Origin of the sequence: Sphingopyxis sp. P1IMeth2 (assembly GCF_900185685.1) — a bacterium.
Taxonomy (GTDB): Bacteria; Pseudomonadota; Alphaproteobacteria; order Sphingomonadales; family Sphingomonadaceae; genus Sphingopyxis; species Sphingopyxis terrae_A.
This window is the reverse complement of sequence record NZ_FYAT01000001.1, coordinates 420329-444334: the sequence shown is the minus strand read 5'-3', so window position 1 is coordinate 444334 and position 24006 is coordinate 420329. Positions and strand designations below refer to the sequence as shown.

Here is a 24006-nt window from a genome sequence, read left to right as displayed (position 1 = left end):
GCCTCAGCTCTTGGACCGGGCCTTGGCGATGGCGCGCTTCAGCGTGTCATAGCCGACCTGGCCTTGGAGCAGTTGGTTGCCTATAACCCAGGTCGGAGTCGCGTTGAGTTGGAGCTGGGTCGCGATCGCCAGATTCGCGTCGAGTTCACGCTGGAACAGCGCCTCGTTCGCGGTCGCGTCGGCGCTGCCGTCGGTAACGACGCCCGCGCGCTGTGCCGCCGCGGCGATCGCCGAGGGGTCGAGCGAACTCGCTGCGAACATCGCGTGGTGGAAGGCGTCATACTTACCCTGCCGCGCGGCGGCGAGCGCCATCAGCGCGGCATCGCGGCTTTGCGGCGAGATGATCGGCAATTCGCGGAACACGACCTTCAGCCTTTTGTCCTCGCGGACCAGCCGGTCGACATCGGGCACGCTCGCCCGGCAGAAGCCGCAGGCATAATCGGTGAAGACGACCAGCGTGACGTCGCCGTCGGCATTGCCCGCCCAGGCGCCGGCATAGGGCTTTTCGAGCGCGGGGCGGATCGCGTCGATCGCCTTCGCCATTTCGCGGTCGCGCTGCGCCTCCAGCGCCTCGGGGATGATTTCGGGATTGGCGCGAATATAGTCGCCGACGATCGTCTCGACCTCGCTCTTGCTCATGCCGCCGCCGAAGCGGCTGCCAAGCCAGAAGGTCGCGCCGAGCAGCGCGAGCGCGGCGATGCCGCCGATCAGCAGGGTTCGCGTCGATACGCCGTCCATCATTCCTCCCTGGCGCTGCGGCAGGCGGCCCGCAGTCATCGCCTTGGTCCGCGCGGGCTTGGGCTTGGCCGGGGGCGTGACATGCGGGGTGCGATCATCGTCCGACGCGATTGCTGTTGCCGCTGCCTTGGCCGGCGTTTCCGCCAGCGTCGCGGGGATCGCTTCGCCGGCGAAGAGCGGCAGGTCGCCCGCGTTCCCGGCGTCGGCGGCGCGCGCCTCTGCCTCTTCGCGCGCGAGCAATTGTTCGAGCCCCGAAGGCGGCGGCGCAAGCTCTTCGGCGGCGGGACGCAGCTTGTTCGCGGCGTCGCCGATGCCGTCCTTGCCGGCGCGCGCAACCTGACCTGCGACCTGGCCGATTCCGGCCTTCGTCTTGCCCGCGACTTCGCCGATCCCGCGTCCGGCTTCGCTGGAAATTTTCGCGACCTTGTCGCCCAGCGCCATCTTGCCCCACGCCTCGCCGCTCGCGCTTGCTGCGCTGCGCGCCGCCTTCGCCGATCCGCGTCCGATGGCGCGCGCGGCGCGCGCGGCGCCGCGGCCCGAACGCTGCGCAAGGTCGCGCGTCCGCCGCGGTATCTCCATTGCCTCGACGCGGGCGGGAATATCGGCGCGTTCGCCGACATCGATCGTCCAGTCGGCAAAGGCCGCAGCGCCGTGCCGGATCGCACTCCATAGCCGCGCCGCACCCGCCTTCAGCTGCTCGCCCGTGACGCGCGGATCGCGCGCCGGAGCGGGCTGCGGCGTATAGCGGCCGACGTCGATGCCGACGGGGGGCGCGTCCTTCGGCTTCGCCAGCCCCTCGTCGGCGCGCGGCAGGGGATCGGGCGCCGGCGTCGGGTCGCGCAACCACGGCTGGTAATATTCGTCTTTCTTGTCTGTCACTTGTCGCCCTTGTGCATTCGCGAAATTGCGATGCATCCCCGAATTTCGTCGTGAATCTAGCGCCGTTTGCGCGTCCGTTCTACCTCGGCGCGCGCAACCATCGAAATATCCTGTGCACGAATCCAGTCGGGCGACCCTTGCGGCAGGCCCTGCATCGCCATTTCGGCATTACGCAGCGCGAGCATCGGCTGTCCACCCTCGAGACTGTAGCGTTCCGCCGAGGCGAGCGCGGCGCGCGCCTGATCGCCGCGGTTCGCATAGACAATTCCAAGCTGATACCAGGCAAACGGATTCTCGTTATCGAGCGCGACGGCGGTCTTCAGCACCTTCTCGGCCTCTGGAAAATTGGCCGGATCCTCGGTCGCGATCAACGCATGGCCGAGGGTCGAGGCGATCAGCGGCTGCGATTTCGAGTTGGCGACCGCTTTGCGCAGCGGCGGGATCGCTTCCTTGGGCCGACCGGATTCGAGCAGAACCTGGCCTTCGAGTTCGAGGAAATAAGGGTCTTCGGGATTGGTGGCGATCAGGGCATCGACCTCGTCCAGCGCCTTTTGCGGATAGGCGCTCTTGTGCCAGGCGTAAGCGCGGGCGTAGCGCGCGGGCACGCTCTTGTCGCTTTCGGGATATTTGCGCAGCGTCCGCTCGGGCTCTTCCATATAGCCGAGCAGCTTGGCCTTCACGCGCTGGAAGCGGGCCTCGAGCTGGGGGTCGCTCGGCTTGTCCCACGCCGGATCGACGACATAGACTTCGCGAAGCGCCTGGATGCGATCGCCAGACAGCGGGTGCGTGCGGCTGTAGGCCTGATCATCATCCTGTTTGACGGCATAGCGAAATTCGAGGTTCTGCAGCTTCTTGAAGAAATCGAGGCTGCCCCTGCCGCTGATCCCCGCCTTCGACAGATATTGGGCGCCGGCGGCATCGGCGGTCGCTTCCTGGACCCGGCTGAACGCCAGATATTTGCCGAGTGCGGCCTGCTGCCCTGCCATCATGATGCCCATTCCAGCGTCGCCGCCGCCCGCCGCGATCGCCGCGGCGCCGAGCAGCATACTGAGCAGCGAGATGCCCGTTGCGGTCTTGGCGCCGTCGCTGGCGCGGATTGCGTGGCCGCCCATGATATGGCCGAGCTCGTGGGCGAGTACGCCCTGCACTTCGTTGGCGCTGTCGGCGGTCTCGATCAGGCCGCTAAAGACATAGATGTCCTGACTGCCCGCCACGAACGCGTTGATGCTGCGGTCGCCGAGCAGGTGGACGCGCACCTGTCCGGGACGCAGCCCCGCCGCGACGAGCAGCGGGTCGACCATGTCCTGGAACAGCGCCTCGGTTTCGGCGTCGCGCAGCATCGACTGCGCCATCACCGGCCGCGCGGCAACGGCCACCATGGCGAGGAGCGTCATCAACAGGCGCAGCGCGGCGCGCCAGGCGCCCAGCCGGGCCAGGATGTGGGACGGGGACGGGGCGATCATCGCCGCCTGTCTTGCGCCGCGCGTCTGAACCTCGACTGAAGCCATGGAGACTTATTGGGGCGCCAGCCGCGCGGGCGCAAGGCGAGAGATGGTCGCCGCCGCGGTGACAGTCCAAAAAAGGGGCCCCCGCTTGCACGGGGGCCCATCTTTTTACGCGATGCAGGCGCGTCAGTTGCCGAAGGTGCGCTGCCACCAGCCTCGGCGGGGTTCGCCCGCTGGGGCGTCGCCGTCGGCATCGGCCTCGGCGGGGACGGAGACGGCTTCGTCCGCCGCATCGCCCTGCGGTGCGCTTGCCGTCGCTTCGGCGGGCTGCGCCTCGGCGGCGGCCGCCTTCTTGCTGCGGCTGGCGCGCTTCTTCGGCGCAGGCTTGGCAGGTTCCGCCTCCTCTACCGGCACTTCGGCGACAGGAGCGTCGGGCGCTTCGCTGCTCGCTTCGGCAGCGGCCGCTTCGGCAGCGATCGCCGCCTTGGTCTTGCGCGGCGCGCGCTTTCGCTTCGGCTTTTCGTCAGCCGGCGGCATTTCGGGGGCGGGAGCTTCGACGGCTTCCGGTTCGGGCGCGGTCGTGTCCGCGTCGCCTGCTTCGGCTTCGGCCTCGACCTTCTTGCGACCGCGGCCACCGCGGCGACGACGCGGCTTGGCTTCGCCTTCCTCGCTCGCTTCGGCGGCTACGGTTTCGACCGCACCATCGGCGCCGACTTCGTCGTCGCCGTCCTCGGCCTCTTCGGAAGCCGTTTCGCCCTCGGCGGTTTCGTTGCCCTCGTCATCGCGGCGACCGCGACGACCGCGGCGGCGACGCCGGCGGCGCTTGTTGCGTCCGCCTTCGCCATCGGCATCGCCCTCGTCACGCTCGCGTTCGCGGCGCGCGGGGCGTTCGGCTTCTTCTTCCTCTTCTTCGATATCCTCTTCGTCGACGATATCGTCGTCATCATCATCCTCGATCGGCGCGATCGGGGCGAAGCTGCGGCGCTGAACGGGCGGCGGGCCGCCGACCTCGATCGCCATGCGCGCGCCTTCGGTTTCTCCGTCGGGCAGGATTTCGACGCTGACGCCGTACAGATCCTCGATGTCGCGCAGTTCGCGGCGCTTTTCGTTGAGTAGATAGAAGGTTGCTTCCTGGCTCGCGCGCAGGATTATCTTGCTGCCCTTGCCACGTGCGGCTTCCTCTTCGATCAGGCGCAGCGCGCTGAGACCCGCCGACGATGCGGTGCGGACGAGGCCGGTGCCTTCGCAATGCGGGCAGGGTCGCGTCGACGCTTCGAGCACGCCGGTGCGCAGCCGCTGGCGGCTCATTTCCATCAGGCCGAAGCCCGAGATGCGGCCGACCTGGATGCGCGCGCGGTCATTCTTGAGCGCATCCTTCATCGCGCGCTCGACCTTGCGGACGTTCGAGCCATGATCCATGTCGATGAAGTCGATGACGATCAGGCCCGCCATGTCGCGCAGGCGGAGCTGGCGGGCGATTTCGTGCGCTGCCTCGAGGTTGGTGCTGAGTGCGGTCTGCTCGATATTATGCTCGCGCGTCGAGCGCCCCGAGTTGATGTCGATCGACACCAGCGCCTCGGTCGGGTTGATGACCAGATAGCCGCCCGATTTCAACTGGACGACGGGATTGAGCATCCCCGCAAGCTGATCCTCGACGCCATAGCGCTGATACAGCGAAACGGGGTCGGCATATTGCTTCACGCGCCGGGCGTGGCTGGGCATCAGCAGCTTCATGAACTGCTTCGCCGCCTTATAGCCCTCTTCGCCCTCGACGAGCACTTCCTCGATGTCGCGGTGATAGATGTCGCGGATCGCACGCTTCACAAGGTCGCTGTCCGAATGGATCAGCGCCGGCGCGCTCGACCCCAGCGTCTTTTCGCGGATCTCGTCCCAAAGCCGGGCGAGATAGTCGAAGTCGCGCTTGATCTCGGTCTTGGTGCGGCTCATCCCCGCGGTGCGGACGATGCAGCCCATCGACGGCGGCAGGTTGAGCTCGTCGATCATCGCCTTCAATTTGCGGCGATCGGCGCCATTCGAAATCTTGCGGCTGATCCCGCCGCCGTGCATCGTGTTGGGCATCAGCACGCAGTAGCGGCCGGCCAGCGACAGATAGGTGGTCAGCGCCGCACCCTTGTTGCCGCGCTCTTCCTTGACGACCTGCACCAGCATCACCTGGCGGCGACGGATGACGTCCTGAATCTTGTACTTGCGGCGCAGCGACATGCGGCTTTCGCCATTTTCGTCCTCGTCGCGGCGTCCGCGTCCGCGGCCGCCCTTGCGCCCCCGGCCACGCCCGCGGCCCCGGCGACCCTTGTCGTCGCGATCGTCGCGCGATTCTTCGCCATCTTCGCCGTCGGCGTCGTCCGCGGAATCTTCGCGGCCATCATCGTCGCTGTCCTCGCCGATGGTTTGGGGGGCGGCAACGGCGGCGTCATCGTCGCCGGGCTCGTCGACATCGGCCACATCGCCTTCCAGCTCGTCGAGATCTTCCTCGGCGCGCATCGCGGCTTCGGCGGCATGCTCCGCCTCTTCGCGCAGCAACGCTTCGCGGTCTTCCTTCGGGATCTGGTAATAGTCGGGGTGGATTTCGCTGAAGGCCAGGAAGCCGTGGCGATTGCCACCATATTCGACGAACGCCGCCTGCAGCGACGGTTCGACGCGGGTTACCTTGGCCAGATAGATATTGCCCTTGAGCTGCTTGTGCTCGGCGGACTCGAAATCAAACTCCTCGATGCGGTTTCCCTTGGTGACGGCGACCCGGGTTTCTTCCCGGTGCCGCGCGTCGATCAACATGCGCGTGGTCATTATTATTACTCCAGGCGCGCCGCAGCGCGCCAAACAAAAAGGCCGCCGCCGCCCGTGGAGGGCGGCTGCGGTCGATAGGGTTCAAACGGAAAAAGACGTTATTGCCGCGCGTGGCCCGCGTCCGGTCCTGGACGCGCATGCGGTCTTCCGTCACGTCGACGCGCGGCGCAAATGCGACTGCGTCGGCATGGGAAGAGGGCATGGCAAGCCTCATACGGCATCAACCTGTTACGGGGTGACCGTTATGGCAGGCGACGCTGGAATGGGGTCGGCCGCCGCCCGGTCATCCGGGTGGACTGACGGATATGCCTTTCCCCGCATGTCCGGCGCCAGGGAGGCCATGAACCGCGAATCGCGCGGGTCAGCCTTTCCCCTCAAAAGGCCGGACGGGATCGGGTCGGACACCGTCAGTGTGTCGGGTGCTAGCATCGGCACGGACCAACGGCAACCCAAAGCACGGCAGTCACATGGGAATGTTCGCGCGCGCCGACAAGGCGTTTCGCGTAATTCATACTGAATAGCCTGTTAACCGTGCCGGTTGACCGTGATTTGACGGGCGATGGCTAATGGCTGGTTCATCCTTTTTTGCGGCCGGAGCGCTCATGTTTTCGAATAAGCGCTGGACCATCGCGCGCCGGGGGCGGCATAACCGGGTGATGGGCCTGATCCTTGTCCTGATCGCGACGATCCTGTCGATGCCGGCGGCGATCGCGGGCGATATTCGCGCGGTCGAAATCGGCGACCGCGAGGTGACGCTGCGCTTTGCCGACGTCGTCGCGGGCGCGTCGGCCTTCGTCCTCGCCGGACCCGACCGCATCGCGCTCGACATTCTGGGCGCCGATCCTGGCCGTTCGCCGCAGGGCAGCGGGCTTGTCAGCGCGGTGCGCCAGGGGCGGCCGGCCGCCGACACGGCGCGCGTCGTGCTCGATCTGGCGCGGCCCGCGGTGGTCACCGACGCGCGCTTCGCCGCCGACGGGCGCAGCCTTTCGCTGCGCCTGCGTCCCGTCTCGGCCGACGAGTTCGAACGCGCCGCCAAGACGCCGCGCACCGAATGGCAGCCGCCGCTCAACTTTCGCGCCAAGCCGCCCGAAAAGCGCTACAGCGTCACCGTGCCGATCGGCGCGCCCAAGCCGGCGCCGGCGCTGCCCAAGATCGAAGGGCCGAATAATCCGCGCCTGCCGCTTGTCGTCATCGACGCCGGCCATGGCGGGCACGATCCGGGCGCGATTTCGCCGCACAGCGGCAAGCGCGAAAAGGATATCACGCTGGGGATCGCGCGCGCGATTCGCGACGATCTGGTCGCCAGCGGCCGCGTCCGCGTTGCGCTCACGCGCTCGGACGACCGCTTTCTGGTGCTCGAGGAACGCTATGGCATCGCGCGGCGGCTGAAGGCCGATCTGTTCATTTCGATCCATGCCGACGCGGCCGAGAATGAAGAGGCGCATGGCGCGTCGGTCTATACGCTGTCCGAAGTCGCCTCCGACCGCGAGGCGGCTCGGCTTGCGGCGCGCGAGAACAAGGCGAATATCATCAACGGCGTCGACCTGGGCGCGCACAGCGGCGAAGTCTCGTCGATCCTGCTCGACCTGACGCAGCGCGAGACGATGAATGTCGCGTCGGACTTCGCCCGTCTGCTCGAGCGTGAGGCGGCGGACGATGTCACCTTCCGCACCACCGCGCACCGTTTTGCATCCTTCGTCGTGCTGAAGGCCCCCGATACGCCGTCGATCCTGTTCGAAACCGGCTTCATCTCGAATAAGGAGGATGCGGAATTTCTCGCCTCGGCGGCGGGGCAGAAGAAGGTTGCGCGGGGCGTCCGCGATGCCATCCTGCTTCATTTTGCGCGGCAGATCGCCGCAGTCGGCCGCTGAACCAGAAAGTTAGTCTTGACTAACTTTTGGCGTGCGCGCAGCTTTCGCCCGGTTCGCGGCGGGAGAGCGACATGGCGACGGCGGAGGCAGGATGGAGCAACTGGTCGGGTAGCGTCCGTGCCCCGGCAACGGTGGCGCGACCGACGGACGAGGCGGCGCTTTCCGCGCTGGTGCGCGAGGCCGCCAAGGTGCGCGCGGTCGGCGCCGGGCACAGTTTCATGCCGCTATGCCAGTCGGACGAACTGATCGTGAGCCTCGACGCGATGGCGGGCGAGCTCAGTATCGCCCCCGATCGTCAGACCGCGCGCATCCCGGCAGGATGGAGCATCAAGCGGCTGACCGAGGCGTTGTGGCAGCACGGCCTTGCGCTCGCCAACCAGGGCGATGTCAATCCGCAGGCGCTGGCGGGCGCGATGGCGACGGGCACGCACGGGACCGGCGTCGATCTCGGCTCGCTGTCAACCTTTGCACGCGGCTTCCGGCTGATCGGCGCCGACGGCGCGGCGCGCTGGTGCGACGCGCAGGAAAACTCCGATCTATTCGCGGCCCAGCGGCTGTCGCTCGGGCTGTTCGGCATCGCGACCGAGATCGAGGTCGCCGTCGTCCCCGCCTTTCATCTGGTCGAACAGATCGAGAAAAGGCGCTGGGATGAAATCCGCGAAAGCTACGACGAGCTTGCCGAGCAGCACCGCCACATCGAATTCTGGATCTTTCCGCACGCCGAACATGTGATCCTGAAGACGTTGACGCCGTGCGACCCGTGCGATCCGCCCCGCTCGACGAGCGATGTCGACGAAAGCGCTTTCCGCCGCGCGCTCGACGTCGCGGCCTTCGCGCCTTTTCTGACCCCGCTGCTCCAGCGCGCGATGATGAAGACGCGCTTCGATGGCGAGCGTCGCGGGCCCGCGCACAGCATCTTTCCGTCCGACCGCACGATCCGCTTCGAGGAAATGGAATATGAACTGCCGCGCGCCGTCGGCCTCGCCGCGCTCGACGCGGTGATCGGCTGGATTCGCGCCCGGCGTTTGCCCGTGACCTTTCCCTTTGAATATCGCACCGTCGCCGCCGACGATATCTGGATGAGCCCGATGAACGCGGGGCCGGTCGCTGCGATCTCGATGCATCAATATGCAAAAATGCCATGGGCTGATCATTTTGCTGGCGCCGAAGCGATTTTTCGGGCGCATGGGGGGCGGCCGCATTGGGCGAAGCGCCACACATTGACGCGCGCCGATGTCGATGCGCTTTTTCCGATGGCCGAGCGCTATCGCGCGGTCCGCCGTGCTGCCGATCCCCACGGCAAATTTCTGAACCCGCATCTGGAGGCGCTGTTTTCATGAGCGACGATCTGACCCTGCACGCCCATCTTGTCGGTCGGCAGGGGTCGCGCGCCGACCTCAATACGCCGGTACTCGTCCTCGATATCGAGGCGCTCGACCGCAATATTGCGGCGATGGCCGGGCTGGCCGCCGCGCGCGGTATTGGCCTGAGGCCCCATGCCAAGACCCACAAGAGCGTCGATATCGCGAAGCGCCAGCTTGCAGCGGGCGCCGCCGGGGTCTGCTGCGCGAAGATCGGCGAAGCGGAGGCACTCGCCGACGGCGGCATCACCGGCATCCTCATCACCTCGCCGGTCGCCGCGCCGCGCGCGATCGAGCGGCTTGCGGCGCTGGCCACGCGCGCGGACCTGCTGATGGCGACGGTCGATCATCCCGATGTTGCGGAGCGGATCGATGCCGCGCTTGCGGTCCAAGGCGCGACGCTCGACGTGTTGATCGACATCGATCCCGGTATCGCGCGCACCGGGGTCGCCTCGCCCGAAAAGGCCGTCGACCTTGCCCGCGCCATCGCCGCGCTGCCGACGCTGCGCTGGCGCGGCGTCCAATATTATTGCGGGTCGCAGCAACATATCGAGGATTATGCCGAGCGCCGCGCCGCGATCGCCGAGCGCACCGATTATCTGAAGACGGCCCTCGCCGCGCTTGCCGACGCGGGCTTCGCGGCGGAAATCGTCAGCGGCTCGGGGACCGGAACGCACCATATCGACCTCGACCTCGGCGTCTTTACCGAGCTGCAGGCGGGCTCCTACGTCTTCATGGACAAGCAATATTGCGACTGCGATCTGACCGGCGACGGCGCGCCGCCGTTCGAGGTTGCGCTCGGTGTCGATGCGCGCGTCGTCAGCGCCAATCATAGCGGCCTTGTCACCATCGACGCGGGGTTCAAATCGCTGTCGACCGACGGCGGGGTCGCCGTGGTGCGGCGCGGCGCGCCCACGGACAGCTTCTTCGCCTTCATGGGCGACGAACATGCGGCGCTGGTCGCGCCCGGCATCGGCGAACGGATGGCGCCGGGCGATCCGGTGACGCTGACCGTCCCGCACTGCGACCCGACCGTCAATCTCTATGACCATTATCATGTCGTCGCAGGCGACACGCTCGTCGCCATCTGGCCGGTCAGTGCGCGCGGGCGCGCGCGATGAGCGTCGCGGCGAAGGCGCCGCCGAAGCAGGACCGCGCGCGCGCCACCTATGACAGGCTGCTCGATGTCGCGGGCCTGCTCCTCGCCGAAGAGGGCATCGAACGCATTTCGACCAACCGGATCGCCGCCGAGGCAGGGCTGAGCCCGCCCGCACTCTATCGCTATTTCGGCGACAAATATGCGGTTCTCGAAGCGTTGGGCCGCCGGCTGATGGAGCGGCAGAATGCAGTGCTGGAGGCGTGGATCGAGCGGCACCGGAGCGGCGGCATCGCGGCAATGGCCGATCATATCGGCGAACTGCTCGCCAAAACCGCCACGGTAACGCGCGCCGAGCCGGGCGCGGTGTGGACCTTGCGCGCGCTCCACGCGACCCCGCGACTCGTCCATGTCCGGCTCGAATCGCATCGCCACGTCACCGACCGGCTGACCGATGCATGTCTGCCCTGGCTCGTCGGCGTGCCGCGCGAGACTTGTTGGCGGCGGCTGCGCCTCGCGGTCGAGATCGGCTTCGCCGCCGACGAGATGCTCTATGAGGAAGATCGGGTCGCCGCCGATGCGGTGCTCGCCGACGCTGCGCGTCTGCTAAAGGCGTCGCTCCAGGATCTCGCGACGGACGGCTGACCGTCCGGGCGCAAGCCGCTTCCCTTTCGGCGAAGCAGGCTTTAGAGGCAAGCCAATCATGGTCGCCGACAGCACGTCCCACTTCCGTTACCGCCTGCGTCGCGACAGCAACGCCGTCATTGGCTGGTTCCGGCAGATGTGGACGCGGCGCTGGTTCCGCTGGCTCGGCTATCTGGCGCTGGCGGGCGTGGCCGCACTGGCGCTGCTGTGGACGATTTTCGCCCGTAACCTGCCTTCGGTCGACCAGCTTCGCGACTATCAGCCGCCGCTGCCGACGATGGTGCGCGACGGCGAGGGCAAGCCCGTCCACAGCTATGCACGCGAGCGCCGCGTCCAGCTGGAATATGCCGAATATCCCCAGCTTCTCGTCCGCGCCTTTCTCGCGGCCGAGGATCGCACCTTTTTCGAACATGGCGGGATCGACTATCCCGGCATCGCGACCGCGATCCTGACCAATCTGAAGCGCGACGGCCGCCCGGTCGGTGCCTCGACGATCACGCAGCAGGTGGCGAAGAATCTGCTGCTGACGGGCGAGGTCAGCTATACCCGCAAGATTCGCGAGGCGATCCTCGCCAAGCGGATCGAGGCGGCGCTTACGAAGCAGCAGATCCTCGAACTGTATCTGAACGAAATTCCGCTCGGCCGCCGCAGCTTCGGCGTCCAAGCGGCCGCGCGCGCCTACTTCGACAAGGATGTCGACCAGCTCGCGCTTCACGAAATGGCCTTCCTCGCCATTTTGCCCAAGGCACCCGAAACCTATGGCCGCGCGCGCAATACCGACAAGGCGATCGCGCGGCGCAATTTCGTGCTCTCCGAAATGTTCCGCAACGGCTGGATCACCGCGGCGCAGCGCGACGCCGCGCAGGCGATGCCGCTCGGCCTCTCTGAAACGGGCAACAAGGCGGTCGCGCAGGTCGGCGGCTATTATATGGAAGAGGTGCGCCGCCAGCTGATCGACCAGTTCGGCGAGACCCCCGAGGACGGCCCGCTCAGCGTTTATGGCGGCGGGCTTTGGGTGCGCACCCCTTATGACGACAAGATGCAGCAGGCCGCGACCGGCGCGCTGCGCCGCGGCCTCGTCCGCTACGACACCGGCAAGGGCTGGTCGGGACCGATCGCGCGGATCGAGGCCGACGACAAATGGCGCAGCCGCCTCGCGTCGAGCTTCATCGGCATCGACTACGACAATTGGCGCGTTGCCGCGGTGCTCGCCAAAACGGTCGGCGAGGCGCGCATCGGCTTTGCCGACGGCGAAGAGGGGCGCCTGCCCGCCGGTGCCGCGAGCATGGGCTATCGCAAGACGGGCGGCAGCGCCTTTTCGGCGATGCGTCCGGGTGACCTGATCGCGGTCAAGGCGACCGGGCCCGGCGTCTATACGCTGAAGAACATCCCCGAAGTGTCGGGCGGCATGGTCGTCGAAAGCCCCCATTCGGGCCGCATCTATGCGATGCAGGGCGGGTTCGACGTTCGCCTGTCGCCGTTCAATCGGGCGACCCAGGCCGAACGCCAGCCGGGGTCGACGATCAAGCCCTTCGTCTATGCGACGGCACTCGACAATGGCATGACCCCCGCGACGCTGATCGTCGACGGCCCCTTCTGCGTCTATCAGGGCGCGCGCTTCGGCAACAAATGCTTCCGCAACTTCGGCGGCGCGAGCGGCAGCGGCGAACATACGATGCGCTGGGGCCTTGAGCAGTCGCGCAATCTGATGACGGTCAGGACGGCGAGCCAGATCGGGATGGAACCGATCGTCGAAACGATCAAGACGATGGGGATCGGGACGCACGAACCCTATCTGTCGACCGCGCTCGGCGCCGGGTCGACGACGGTCGAAAAGATGGTCAACGCCTTTTCGATGCTCGCCAACCACGGCCGCGAGCTCAAGCCGCGACTGATCGACTATGTCCAGGATCGCCGCGGCAAGGTGATCTTTCCCAAGAACTGGAGGCCCTGCGAGGGGTGCAACAGCGACGATTGGGATGGCAAGCCGATGCCGCGCTTCACGCCGTCGGGCAAGCAGCTGATGGACCCGATGACCGCCTATCAGGTCGTCCATATGCTCGAAGGCGTCGTTCAGCGCGGGACCGCGCAGGTGCTGCGCGATCTGAACGTGCCGCTGTTCGGCAAGACGGGGACGACCACCGGCCCGACCGACGTCTGGTTCGTCGGCGGCACCCCCGACGTCGTCGCCGGCCTCTACATGGGCTATGACCAGCCGCGCAGCATGGGCGGCTATGCGCAGGGCGGCAGCCTCGCCGCGCCGGTATTCAAGCAATTCTTCCTCGAATCGCTGACCGGCCGGCCGCCGGTGCCGTTCATTGCGCCGAAGAATATCCGCATGGTGCGCATCGACCGCCAGTCGGGCCGCCGCGTCTATGGCGCGTGGCCGGGGACCGATCCCAAGGCGGCGATCATCTGGGAAGCCTTTAAGCCCGAAAGCGAACCGCGCCGGACGATCCGCGAAGAAGAGATCAAGCCTGCCGCCTCCGCCAAGCGACCCGATGCCCCGGTGCAGGAAGGCAATGGCCGGCGCAGCGACGCCGACTTCCTCGACGACCGCGGCGGTATCATCTGACGGCTTGCCTCGCGCGGCGGAGCCACTATGGCCGTCGCCTACAGTTTCAGGAGCAAAGACCATGCGCGCCGAAGCGCAGGATCATGTCGATACCATCAACGCCGCGCTGGCGCTCTTGCGCCGTTTCCTCGACTGGGACCGCGCGGTGCGCCGCCTCGACGAACTTAATGCGAAGGTCGAGGACCCGACGCTTTGGGACAATCCCAAGGCGGCGCAGGATGTCATGCGCGAGCGCCGCCGTCTCGACGAGGCGATCACCGCGACGCGGTCGATCGAAAAGGAGATGGGCGATACGGTCGAACTGATCGAACTTGCCGAGATGGAGGGCGACGAGGCGCTGGTCGATGACGCGGTGCAGTCGCTCGCCACGCTGGCGGCGCGCGCCGAAGAGGACAAGATCAAGGCGCTGCTCGCGGGCGAAGCCGACAGCTATGACTGCTATATCGAGGTTCACGCCGGCGCGGGCGGCACCGAAAGCCAGGACTGGGCCGAAATGTTGCAGCGTATGTATATGCGCTGGGCCGAAAAGCGCGGCATGAAGGTCGAACTGATCGAATATCAGGCGGGCGAACAGGCGGGCATCAAATCGGCGACGATGCTGGTCAAGGGCGAGAATGCCTATGGCTATGCCAAGACCGAGAGCGGCGTTCACCGCCTCGTCCGCATTTCGCCCTACGACAGCTCGGCGCGCCGCCACACCAGCTTTTCCAGCGTCTGGGTCTATCCGGTGATCGACGACAATATCGAGATCGAGATCAACGAAGGCGACCTCAAGATCGACACCTATCGTGCGTCGGGCGCGGGCGGGCAGCACGTCAACACGACCGATTCGGCGGTGCGTATCACGCACATCCCGACCGGCATCGTCGTCGCCAGCCAGAACGACCGGTCGCAGCACAAGAACCGCGCGACCGCGATGGGGATGCTGAAGGCGCGAATGTACGAGGCGGAGCTCCAGAAGCGCGAAGCCGCGGCTTCGGGCGAATATCAGGCCAAGACCGAAATCGGCTGGGGTCACCAGATCCGCTCCTATGTCCTCCAGCCCTATCAGCTGGTGAAGGATTTGCGCACCGGCGTGACCTCGACTGCGCCCTCCGACGTGCTCGACGGCGCGCTCGACCCCTTCATGGCAGCGGCGCTGTCGCAGAAGGTGACAGGCGAAAAGGTCGAGGTGGAGGATATCGACTGATGCGCCGCCGCGCGGCCCGGCCTGCGGCGCTGCCGCTGTTCGCCGCGCTGGCCGCGCTGTCGCTGCTCGGGGGATGCAAGGCGCCGTGGAGCGAGAATAGCGACCGCCCCGAAACCGCGCGCGACTTTCCGCCTGCTGACCGTCCGGTCGCGCCGATCACCTCGACCAAATGGTCGACCGAAGAGGCGCGGGACCGCGTCAACGAAGCTGACGACATCATGGATTCGGCCGACGTGCGCCCCGGCATGACGGTGGCCGATATCGGCGCCGGCGACGGCTATTATACCGTGCGGCTCGCGCCGCGGGTCGGCCAGTCGGGCCGCGTGCTGGCGCAGGATATCCAGCCCGAAGTGATCGAGCGGCTCGCCGACCGTGTCGCGCGCGAACGGCTCGACAATGTCTCGCTCAAACTTGGTGCGGTCGACGATCCGCGCCTGCCCGCGGCCAGCTTCGACCGCGTGTTCATGGTCCATATGTATCACGAGATCGGCGAGCCCTATGCCTTTCTGTGGCGCCTGCGCCCGGCGCTGCGCCAGGACGGGCAGGTGATCGTCGTCGACGGCGATCGTCCGATCGCCCAGCATGGGACACCCTTTCGCCTGCTCGTCTGCGAATTCGAGGCGGTGGGTTTCAAGCTTCTGTCCTATGACGACAAGGCACATGCGGGCGGCTATCTCGCGCGCTTTGTACCCGACGGTCAGCGCCCAGCGCCTACAGCCATCAAGGTCTGCAAGAACCCCTAATAGACCAGCAGCCTGTCGTCGGCGCGCGCGTCGGCAAGGAAGCTGACGAGGCCGGCGGAGCGCACCTGCGGCACCAGGTCGTTCGCCGTCATGCCCGCGAGCGCGATACCCGACTGACAGACGAACAGGTCAACATCCATCGCCATCGCCTCGGCGATCAATGCGGCAAGCCCCGGCTGACCAACCGCCTCGCGCGCACCGTCGCCGGCAAAGGTGACGGGCGTGCGCAGCAGCGCCGCCGCCTCGCCCTGCAGGAACAGCCGGGCCGGGCGGCCGAGCGCCGCGGCAGCAATCCCTGTCTCCAGCGCGGCATAGAAGCGCGCACCGTCACAGCTCGCGACGATGATGCTCAGGCGCTGCATATCGGACATGTCGGCTCCTTTGCGACACCGACCTCGCGCCAGCGGCGATCGAGCATGTCGAGGATGGCGAGGCGGCCGGTCAGCGGCTGGCCCCAGCCGGTCAGCGCGCGCACCGCTTCGAGCGCGGCCATCGTTCCGACCATTCCGGCGAGCGCGCCCATCACGCCCGCTTCGGCACAGTTGATGCCGGGTCGGTCGGGATCGTCCCCGACCAGACAGGCGTAGCAGGGGCTGTCGCCGCGCCAGCCTTCATAGAGCGCGATCTGTCCCTCGAACGCGCCGATGGCGGCGCTGAGCAGCGGAATCTCGCGCGCGACCGCCGCGCGGTTGACCGCGAGGCGGGTGGCGAAATTGTCGCAACCGTCTAGGATCAGCCTCGCATCGGTCAGCAGCGCTTCGGCATTGCCCGTATCGAGCCGCGCCTCGACCGCCACCGCTTCGACATGGGGGTTGATGCGCCGCGCGGCGTCTGCCGCGACGACCGCCTTGGGACGGCCGATGTCGGCATCGGTAAACAGCGGCTGACGCTGCAGATTGGAAAGTTCGACGCGATCATCGTCGATGATCGTCAGCCTGCCGACCCCCGCTGCCGCCAGATAGGTGATCGCCGGACAGCCGATCCCGCCCGCGCCGATCAGCGCGACATGCGCCGCCTTGAGCTTCGCCTGCCCCGCGCCGCCGAACTGCGGCAGGATGATCTGGCGCGCATAGCGGTCGAGTTCGGCGGCGCTGAGCAAGACCTATTCGCCCGGCCGCCGCATCTTCATCGCCGTGAGCGACCCGACATTGGCGGGCGCATCCTGATCGCCTTCGCTCTGTTCGTCGGCCGTGCCGCTCGCGACCCCGGTCGATCCGAAGCCGCCCGCGCCGCGCGCCGTTTCGTCGAGCGTCTCCACCTCGGCAAAGGTCGCGCGCTGGACGGGCGCGGGCACGATCTGCGCGATGCGGTCGCCGCGTTTGATTTCGAACACCTCGTCGCCGAGATTGGCGAGGATCACCTTCACCTCGCCGCGATAGTCGCTGTCGATCGTCCCCGGCGTGTTGAGGCAGGTGATGCCGTGCTTGAGTGCGAGGCCCGAGCGGGGGCGCACCTGCACCTCATAGCCTGCGGGAATGGCCATCGCGAAGCCGGTCGCAACCGCGTGGCGCGCGCCGGGGCGCAGCGTCAGCGTCTCGGCCGCGACGATGTCCATCCCCGCGGCGCCGTCGCTCGCATAGGCCGGAACCGGCAGGCCGCCGCCGTTGGGCAGGCGCTGGAGGCGGATCTCAATCATCGGCAAGCGGGACGCGGGTATCGAGTTCATCGGCGATTTTTTCCATCAATTTGCGGGCGACGGCTTCCTTGGGCAGCCGGTCCCAACTCTCGACGCCAGCCTTGCTGACGATATGAACGCGGTTCGTCTCGCCGCCCATCGGGTCCGCCGACACATCGTTGGCGACGATCAGGTCGCAGCCCTTGCGGGCGAGCTTTGCCTGGGCATGGGTGATCACGTCGTTGGTTTCGGCGGCGAAGCCGACGAGCAGCGGCGGGCGCTTGGCGCTCTTCGCGACGCTCGCCAGAATGTCGGGATTTTCTGCCAGGGCGAGCGGTGGCACCTCGCCGCTGCCGTCCTTCTTGATCTTCTGCGCCGATGTGTCGGCGGCGCGCCAGTCGGCAACTGCGGCGACCATGATCGCGGCGTCGACGGGCAGTCCCGCCTCGACCTCGGCCGCCATTTCGCGCGCGGTTTCGACATCGACGCGAATCACGCCCGGCGGCGTCGGCAGCGGTACCGGTCCCGCGACCAGCAGCACCTCCGCGCCCGCTTCGGCGGCGGCTGCGGCGATCGCGAAGCCCTGCTTGCCGCTCGACCGGTTGGCGATGTAGCGGACGGGATCGATCGGTTCGTGGGTCGGTCCCGCGGTGACGAGGATGCGTCGGCCAAAGAGCGGGCGGTGGCGCGACGGCGCGAAATCGGGCTGGCCGCCGAGCGGTCGGACAACCGTGCCTTGTACCAGCGCCGCCTCGACCGCCGCCTTGATTGCTTCGGGCTCGGGCAAGCGGCCGGGGCCATATTCGCCGCACGCCATTTCGCCCGCGTCGGGCTCCATCACCGTCGCCCCGTCGCCGCGCAGCGTCGCGACATTGCGCTGCGTCGCGGGGTGCAGCCACATGCGTACGTTCATAGCCGGCGCCGCGAGCACTGGCTTGTCGGTCGCGAGCAGCAAGGTTGTCGCCAGATCGTCGGCGATGCCCCCCGCCATCTTTGCCAGCAGGTCAGCGGTCGCGGGGGCAACGACGACCAGGTCGGCTTCGCGTGAAAGCTGGATATGCCCCATCTCGACCTCGTCCTTCAGGTCGAAAAGATATGTATATACTTTATTTTCAGAGAGGGCCGCGAGCGTCAGCGGCGTGACGAACTGCTCGCCCGCGCGCGTCAGCACGCAGCGTACGCTATGGCCGGCCTTGCGGAGCAGGCGCACCAGCTCGATGGCCTTGTAGGCGGCGATGCCGCCGCCGATGATCAGAAGGATACGCCGATGGGTCATGACCCTATCCTATAGGATGTCCGCGCCCGCGATCCACGCAGATTCTGACCGCTCAGACCGCGGGTACGGAAACTGGGGACGGCACCGCCCGGATCGACCGGTACAGAGCAAGGAGTGCGGCGGGCGCGAAGATCAGCCCCACGAACAATGTCGGTTCGATCAGCATCGCCCAGTAAAAATTGTTGGGGCGGGCGAACAGCATCAGCATCGCCGCATAGCCGAGCTGGACGATCAGCATCGTCGTGCCCAGCCGCGATCGCCATGCGGCCCAGCCGAGCAATGCCAGCGGCACCACCGGCACCATCGTCCAAGCCGGAAGAAAGCGGAAAACCGATGATACATGGACGAAGGACAGATAGGCGGGCCATCCCCCCATCCCGCTCCAGCCTGGGGTGGTCATATCGCCGGGACGGACGAAGGCGGTCAGCGTCGTCGCATGCCATGCCATCAAGGCCAGGAAGCCCAGTCCGATACCAAGCCAGCCGGTGGCGGCGCGCCAATCGCGGTCGATCAGCGCGAACAGGCCCAGCAACATCGCCACGGGCAGGACCGTTTCCCGCATCGCCAGCGCGAGCGCGATCACCGCCATCGCCGGCCAGGGACGGGCAGGGCGATAGAGGGCGAGCGCCAGCGCGATCAGCACGCCCGCCACCACTTCGTGCATCAGCACCCATTGGCGCGATACGATCTGCGACATGTTGACCGCCATGAGGAACGCACCGAAGCGCGCATAAGGCGGCAGATCACCGGCCATCAACCGCTTTCGCCACAGAAGAAACGCCGCAAGACCGGTCAACGTCAGCAGCGCGACCGACCCGCGCAGGCCGATTACCGCCATGATTTCGGCCTGGGTGGGCAGGCGTACGGTGAAGAAGGGATGCAGCGGATAGCGATGCGCGCGCTGCGTTTCCGTCGCGGCGGGATAATAGGATTGGCCCGCCTCCATCTTGCGCAGGATGTTGAGGTACAGCGCATGATCGCCGACCATGCCTTCGAACTTCATCGATGTGGGCTTGGCGGGCTGTACCCGCTTGCCGCCCACGCCGCCGCTCCATCCGGCCACCATCAGCGCGGCGAGCAGGACCAGCACGGCCGCGGCCCAAAGCCGCGGGATGGCCGAAAAGCGGTTCCAGCCGGTGGCGGCCGTCGGCGCTATTTGCGCCACGTCAGCGCCGAAGACATGGCGAAATTCCAGATCGCGCCTACCAAGACCCCGGCGACGCCCGCGACCCACCAACGCTCATTCTGCCCGGCGAGCCAGGTGCCGATGCCGATATTGGCGAGCGCGCCGACCGCCGAGATCGCATAGAAGCTCGCCAGTCCGCCCAGCACCGCCCAGCCCTTGAGCTTGCGGTCGGCGTAGGTGAAGCTGTTGTTGAGGAAGAAATTGAACGCGATCGCGGTCACGACCGCTCCGGTCTGCGCCATCATGAAACTGTTGCCGGCGGTCAGCAGCGCCCACAGCACCGACAGGTGGACGATGACGCCCAGTCCGCCGACCATCAGGAATTTGAGCAGCCGGACCGGCACGAAGCGGCCGATCGTCTTTTCGGCGAGCAGTTCGGCATATTCGGCGATGACGCGCGCGCCGATCTTGCTCTCGCCCGCTTCGCGGGTGCGGAATTGATAGGGAATTTCGGCGACGCGCAGCGGCGTCGGCGACGACGCCAATATGTCGGCCAGTATCTTGAAGCCGATCGCCGACAGGCGTGGCAGCGCCGCGTCGAAGGCTTCGCGGCGCATCGCGAAAAAGCCGCTCATCGGATCGCTCACCTTGGTGCGCAGCGCGATCTGGCCGATTTTTGTCGCAAACTGGCTCATCGACACGCGCAGCGCGCTCCATTCGCCGACGCCGCCGCCATCGACGTAGCGGGTGCCGACGGCGATGTCGGCGTCGTTCGAGGCCACCGCGTCGATCAGGCGCGGCAGCGCGTCTTCGCTGTGCTGAAGATCGCCGTCCATCACCGCGATCACCGGAGCGGCCGTCGCCAGCACCCCTTCGATCACCGCTGACGACAGGCCGCGGCGGCCGACGCGCTGAACGATGCGGACGTGGCGCGAGTTGCGGGCAATGCGGCGCACGACGTCGCTGGTACCGTCGGGCGAATTATCGTCGACGAACAGCACTTCCCAGCCGCGACCGGCAAGGACGTTCGTCAGCTTCTCGACCAGCCGCTCGACATTGGCGGCCTCGTTGAGCGTCGGGACGACGACCGCGACTTCGAGCGGGAGGGTGTCAACCGACACGATCGGGTCGGCAAGGGCGGTTTCGTGGTGCATATCGGGTGAAGATGCCTCGGTTCGATCGAGCGGTACCGCCCTGTTGGTCCTCAAAAACGCTAGCGAATTAAGGTAAATCTTTGGTAATCACAATCGGCCTTGGCGGCGGCGATCAACCGCCCAGCGCAAGGAGGATCGCAGCGCCTGCGGCCGCCCCGGCGAGCGCGGTCAGCGCATAGCGCCATGCTGTCCGCTTTTCGCCCTTTTCCCACATCAGCCGGACATCGGGGAGCGGCGGCGCGGGCGGAGCAGCGCCCGGCTTCGGCAATTGCGCGTCGAGGCGGCGGATGATGTCGGGGATCAGCGCCAGCGTCCGCCCCTGTTCGCGCAGCCCATCGGCCAGCGCGGCTTCGGGGCCCAGTTCGTCACGAATCCATCCTTGCACGAACGGTCCCGATACATCCCACATGTTGATCCGCGGGTTGAGCATCGTGGCCACGCCCTCGACCATCACCATCGTCTTTTGCAGCAGCAGCAGATGCGGCTGGGTCTGCATGTCGAAGTCGCGGGTGATCGCGAACAGTCCGTCGAGCATCTGCCCGACCGACAGCTCGCTCACCGGTTTGCCGCGCATCGGCTCGCCGACCGCGCGCAGCGCCGTCGCGAATTCCTCGACGCTGTGATAGTCGGGGACATATTGCGCCTCGAAATGAATCTCGGCGACGCGGCGGTAATTGCCGGTGGTCAGCCCATAGAGGATCTCGGCGAGCCAGTAGCGCGCCTGTCGGTTGATCCGCCCCATGATGCCGAAATCGACCGCCGCGATCGTCCCGTCGGCCTTCACGAACAAATTGCCCTGGTGCATGTCGGCGTGGAAGAACCCCTCGGCGATCGCCTGGCGCAGAAAGGCCTGGACCAGATTGGTCGCCAGCTTTTCCATGTCGTGCCCCGCCGCGACCAGCGCTTCGCGGTGCGAAATCTTGATCCCGTCGATCCAGTCGAGCGTCATGACGCGCGACGCGGTGCGGTCCCAGTCGATCGCGGGCACTTCGTAGGTTGGCTCGGCCGCCATTGCCTCGCGCAGTTCGGATGCCGACGCGGCTTCGCGGCGCAGGTCGAGCTCGCGCAGCGTCCAGCGGCGGAAATTGGCGATCACCTGCCGCGGCCGCAGCCGTGCGGCTTCGCCGCCCAGTGCCTCGAGGTGCGCGGCGGCCCATTCATAGGTTTCGATGTCGCGCGCGAACTGCTTGTCGATGCCGGGTCGGCGAACCTTGACCGCGACCTGCCGGCCCTCGGTGGTCACCGCGCGGTGAACCTGCGCGATCGAGGCCGAACCGACAGGTTCGGGATCAAATTCGCTGTACAGGCTTTCGAGCGGTGCCTCGAACGTCGCCTCGATCTCGGCACGGATGCGGGCAAAGGTCACGGGCGCGAGCGCGTCCTGCAGGGTCAGCAGGTTGCGCGCCGCCTCTTCGCCGACGAGATCGGGACGCGTCGCGAGCGTCTGTCCCAGCTTGACCGCCGCCGGTCCGATCGCCTGGAAGGCGGCGGCATAATCGGGCACCTTGGGCTGGACCGTGCCGAGCCGCGCGATGCGGCACAGCCGCTTGACCCCTGGCGGCGTCTGCGGCGCGGTCTCGATCCCGCGCAGCGCACCGTGGCGCGCCAGGATGCGGCCCCACTTCAGCAGGCGGGCAATATGGGTGACGGGTCGGGTCAAGCCTTCCACCCGCTATGGATCGCGACCAGTCCGCCCAAAATCGGTTCGACCTTCACCGCGGTAAAGCCCGCATCGCGAATCATCTGCGCAAAGCGCGGCATCGGCGGGAAGCGGCGGATCGATTCGATCAGATAGCGATAGCTGTCTTCATCGTCGGCGATCAGCTTGCCGAGCTTGGGCACCAGATGGTGCGAATAGGCGTCATAGACCTGCGCAAAGCCGGGCCATTCGTTGGTCGAAAATTCGAGGCAGAAGAAGCGCCCGCCATAGCGCAGAACGCGGTGCGCCTCTTTCAGCGCGGCGGGAATGTCGGTCACGTTGCGGATGCCGAAGGCGATCGTATAGGCGTCGAAAAACTGGTCGGGAAAGCTCAGCTTTTCGGCATTTTGTTCGGACCATACCAGCGTGTCGATGCCGCGCTCCGCCGCGCGTTCCATGCCGACGCCCAGCATGTCGGGATTGATATCGGCGACCGTGATGCTCGCGCCCGACGGCTCCATGCGAAAGGCGATGTCGCCGGTGCCGCCCGCCATGTCGAGGATCGCCTCGCCTGCGCGCGGCTTGACGCGCCGGACAAAACGGTCCTTCCACAGCCGGTGCATCCCGCCCGACATCGCGTCGTTCATGATGTCATATTTGCGCGCAACGCGGCTGAACACCTCGCCGACCATCGCGGTCTTCGCGGTCGCGGGGACCTGTTCATAGCCGAAGCTGACGGTGTCGGGGGTGGTCATCGGGTGCGCGCCTTTGCGGGGAAAGCCTCTTTCAGCAGCGCCTTTAGCCGGGCCTTGCCGCGCGCGCAAATGCCAGATACCGCTGGCGCGAAATGCCCGAGCTTCCCGAAGTCGAAACCACCGTGCGCGGCCTCGCGCCCTTTCTCGAGGGGCAGCGGCTCGTCACGGTCAGCACCTTCCGCCCCGATCTGCGGCGTCCCTTTCCCGCTGACCTTGCGCAGCGGCTGACCGGGGCGACGGTCACCCATCTCGCGCGGCGCGCCAAATATGGCATCGTCTCGACCGACCGCGACGACCATATGATCTTCCATCTCGGCATGTCGGGGCGGTGGCGCACCGAGGGCGGCGAGGCGGGCAAGCACGATCATCTGCTGCTCGAAACCGGCGCCGGACACCGCCTGTTTCTCCATGATCCGCGGCGGTTCGGGTCGGTCGATCTTGTGAATGGCGATCCGCTCGCGATCTTTCCCGCGTTCGTAACGCTGGGACCGGAGCCGCTGTCGGACAATTTCGACGCCGCCTATCTCGTGCGCGCGCTCGCCGGCCGACGCGCGCCGATCAAGGCGATGCTGCTTGACCAGACGATCGTCGCGGGACTCGGCAACATCTATGTTTGCGAGGCGCTCAACATGGCGCGAATCGCGCCGACCCGCCCTGCGGCCGACGTCTCGCGGGCAAAGCTCGGCACGCTGGTACCGGCGATCAAGGCAGTGCTGGCGGCGGCGATTGCTGCGGGCGGTTCGACCTTGCGCGATTTCCTCAGTCCCGAAGGCGACCTCGGCTATTTTGCCAAGGATTGGCGCGTCTATGGCCGCGAGGGCGAGCGCTGCGAATGCGGCGGCACGATCGTGCGGATCGTCCAGTCGGGGCGGTCCACCTTCTATTGCCCCAAATGCCAGCGGTGAGCGTGATCGGATGCCGCTTTTCCAGCGAAAAGCGTTGACCTTCGGAGGCATGCTGGCTATGGGCCCACCCTTCGAGCAGGGTCCGGTCAACCGGAACCGGCCGCATCCGGACATTGATTCGCCGTCCACGCGCGATTCGGCTGCTCCGCTGCTGCTGTGCTCCGACCGTTGAACCGATTGGATATTTTG

General features: G+C 66.8%; 18 protein-coding genes and 1 pseudogene. 8 read left to right on the top strand and 11 right to left on the bottom strand.

The genetic code is table 11. From position 1 onward, the window contains the following. Positions 1–3 precede the first annotated feature (3 nt). The 3 genes from P1IM2_RS02055 to P1IM2_RS02045 form a co-directional block, all read right to left on the bottom strand. Positions 4–1617, bottom strand: coding sequence for a thioredoxin domain-containing protein (locus P1IM2_RS02055; RefSeq protein ID WP_260833890.1), 1614 nt, complete (start codon positions 1615–1617; stop codon positions 4–6). Between the two features lie 56 nt (positions 1618–1673). Further along, positions 1674–3080: a M48 family metalloprotease gene (locus tag P1IM2_RS02050; RefSeq protein ID WP_409372291.1), complete on the bottom strand. Its 1407-nt coding sequence runs from the start codon at positions 3078–3080 to the stop codon at positions 1674–1676. Positions 3081–3248: 168 nt separating this feature from the next. After that, the gene (locus tag P1IM2_RS02045) at positions 3249–5867 is read right to left on the bottom strand and encodes a ribonuclease E/G (protein ID WP_062901170.1); all 2619 of its coding nucleotides are present in this window, start codon (positions 5865–5867) and stop codon (positions 3249–3251) included. 602 nt (positions 5868–6469) lie between these two features. Here P1IM2_RS02045 and P1IM2_RS02040 point away from each other — a divergent pair. The 7 genes from P1IM2_RS02040 to P1IM2_RS02010 all read left to right on the top strand — a co-directional run bounded on the left by P1IM2_RS02040 (position 6470) and on the right by P1IM2_RS02010 (position 15347). Further along, positions 6470–7738 (top strand): N-acetylmuramoyl-L-alanine amidase, encoded by a 1269-nt coding sequence (locus P1IM2_RS02040; protein ID WP_186401268.1) that lies wholly within the window; start codon positions 6470–6472, stop codon positions 7736–7738. 71 nt (positions 7739–7809) lie between these two features. After that, a complete protein-coding gene (locus P1IM2_RS02035; RefSeq protein ID WP_186401267.1) occupies positions 7810–9078 on the top strand; it encodes a D-arabinono-1,4-lactone oxidase in 1269 nt (422 codons plus the stop codon). Continuing rightward, positions 9075–10220 (top strand): DSD1 family PLP-dependent enzyme, encoded by a 1146-nt coding sequence (locus P1IM2_RS02030; RefSeq protein ID WP_062901167.1) that lies wholly within the window; start codon positions 9075–9077, stop codon positions 10218–10220. Before P1IM2_RS02035 ends, P1IM2_RS02030 begins: the two co-directional genes overlap by 4 nt. After that, positions 10217–10840 carry a TetR/AcrR family transcriptional regulator gene (locus tag P1IM2_RS02025; RefSeq protein WP_186401266.1) on the top strand — a complete coding sequence of 208 codons (624 nt, stop codon included), beginning with the start codon at positions 10217–10219 and terminating at the stop codon, positions 10838–10840. Before P1IM2_RS02030 ends, P1IM2_RS02025 begins: the two co-directional genes overlap by 4 nt. 58 nt (positions 10841–10898) lie before the next feature. Further along, complete coding sequence (locus P1IM2_RS02020; RefSeq protein WP_186401265.1) at positions 10899–13415, top strand: penicillin-binding protein 1A; 2517 nt, start codon at positions 10899–10901, stop codon at positions 13413–13415. Positions 13416–13476: 61 nt separating this feature from the next. Beyond that, positions 13477–14604 carry a peptide chain release factor 2 gene (gene prfB, locus P1IM2_RS02015; protein ID WP_040590389.1) on the top strand — a complete coding sequence of 376 codons (1128 nt, stop codon included), beginning with the start codon at positions 13477–13479 and terminating at the stop codon, positions 14602–14604. Then, positions 14604–15347, top strand: a complete 744-nt coding sequence (locus P1IM2_RS02010) for a class I SAM-dependent methyltransferase (protein WP_186401264.1) — start codon at positions 14604–14606, stop codon at positions 15345–15347. Before prfB ends, P1IM2_RS02010 begins: the two co-directional genes overlap by 1 nt. Here P1IM2_RS02010 and P1IM2_RS02005 read toward each other — a convergent pair. From P1IM2_RS02005 to P1IM2_RS01970, 8 genes and pseudogenes are all read right to left on the bottom strand, one after another. Then, a complete protein-coding gene (locus P1IM2_RS02005; protein ID WP_234179251.1) occupies positions 15344–15718 on the bottom strand; it encodes a DsrE family protein in 375 nt (124 codons plus the stop codon). The two genes, P1IM2_RS02010 and P1IM2_RS02005, sit on opposite strands and share 4 nt — an antisense overlap. After that, complete coding sequence (locus P1IM2_RS02000; RefSeq protein ID WP_186401263.1) at positions 15697–16446, bottom strand: molybdopterin-synthase adenylyltransferase MoeB; 750 nt, start codon at positions 16444–16446, stop codon at positions 15697–15699. The genes P1IM2_RS02005 and P1IM2_RS02000 overlap by 22 nt, the downstream gene beginning before the upstream one ends. Before the next feature lie 105 nt (positions 16447–16551). Then, positions 16552–17013, bottom strand: a pseudogene (dut, locus tag P1IM2_RS01995) (dUTP diphosphatase); the annotation flags it as partial. Continuing rightward, positions 16976–18238, bottom strand: coding sequence for a bifunctional phosphopantothenoylcysteine decarboxylase/phosphopantothenate--cysteine ligase CoaBC (gene coaBC / locus P1IM2_RS01990; protein WP_186401261.1), 1263 nt, complete (start codon positions 18236–18238; stop codon positions 16976–16978). The pseudogene dut and the gene coaBC, both read right to left, overlap by 38 nt. A 52-nt stretch (positions 18239–18290) precedes the next feature. Further along, entirely contained in the window at positions 18291–19403 is a 1113-nt protein-coding gene (locus P1IM2_RS01985; RefSeq protein WP_062901159.1) for a hypothetical protein, read from the bottom strand. Further along, a complete protein-coding gene (locus tag P1IM2_RS01980) occupies positions 19391–20518 on the bottom strand; it encodes a glycosyltransferase (RefSeq protein WP_062901158.1) in 1128 nt (375 codons plus the stop codon). Before P1IM2_RS01980 ends, P1IM2_RS01985 begins: the two co-directional genes overlap by 13 nt. A gap of 112 nt (positions 20519–20630) precedes the next feature. After that, a complete protein-coding gene (ubiB, locus tag P1IM2_RS01975; protein ID WP_186401260.1) occupies positions 20631–22178 on the bottom strand; it encodes a 2-polyprenylphenol 6-hydroxylase in 1548 nt (515 codons plus the stop codon). Beyond that, positions 22175–22912 (bottom strand): class I SAM-dependent methyltransferase, encoded by a 738-nt coding sequence (locus tag P1IM2_RS01970; protein ID WP_062764412.1) that lies wholly within the window; start codon positions 22910–22912, stop codon positions 22175–22177. The genes ubiB and P1IM2_RS01970 overlap by 4 nt, the downstream gene beginning before the upstream one ends. A 92-nt stretch (positions 22913–23004) precedes the next feature. Here P1IM2_RS01970 and mutM point away from each other — a divergent pair, with 92 nt between their 5' ends. After that, positions 23005–23817: a bifunctional DNA-formamidopyrimidine glycosylase/DNA-(apurinic or apyrimidinic site) lyase gene (gene mutM, locus P1IM2_RS01965; protein ID WP_062901156.1), complete on the top strand. Its 813-nt coding sequence runs from the start codon at positions 23005–23007 to the stop codon at positions 23815–23817. Positions 23818–24006: the final 189 nt, after the last annotated feature.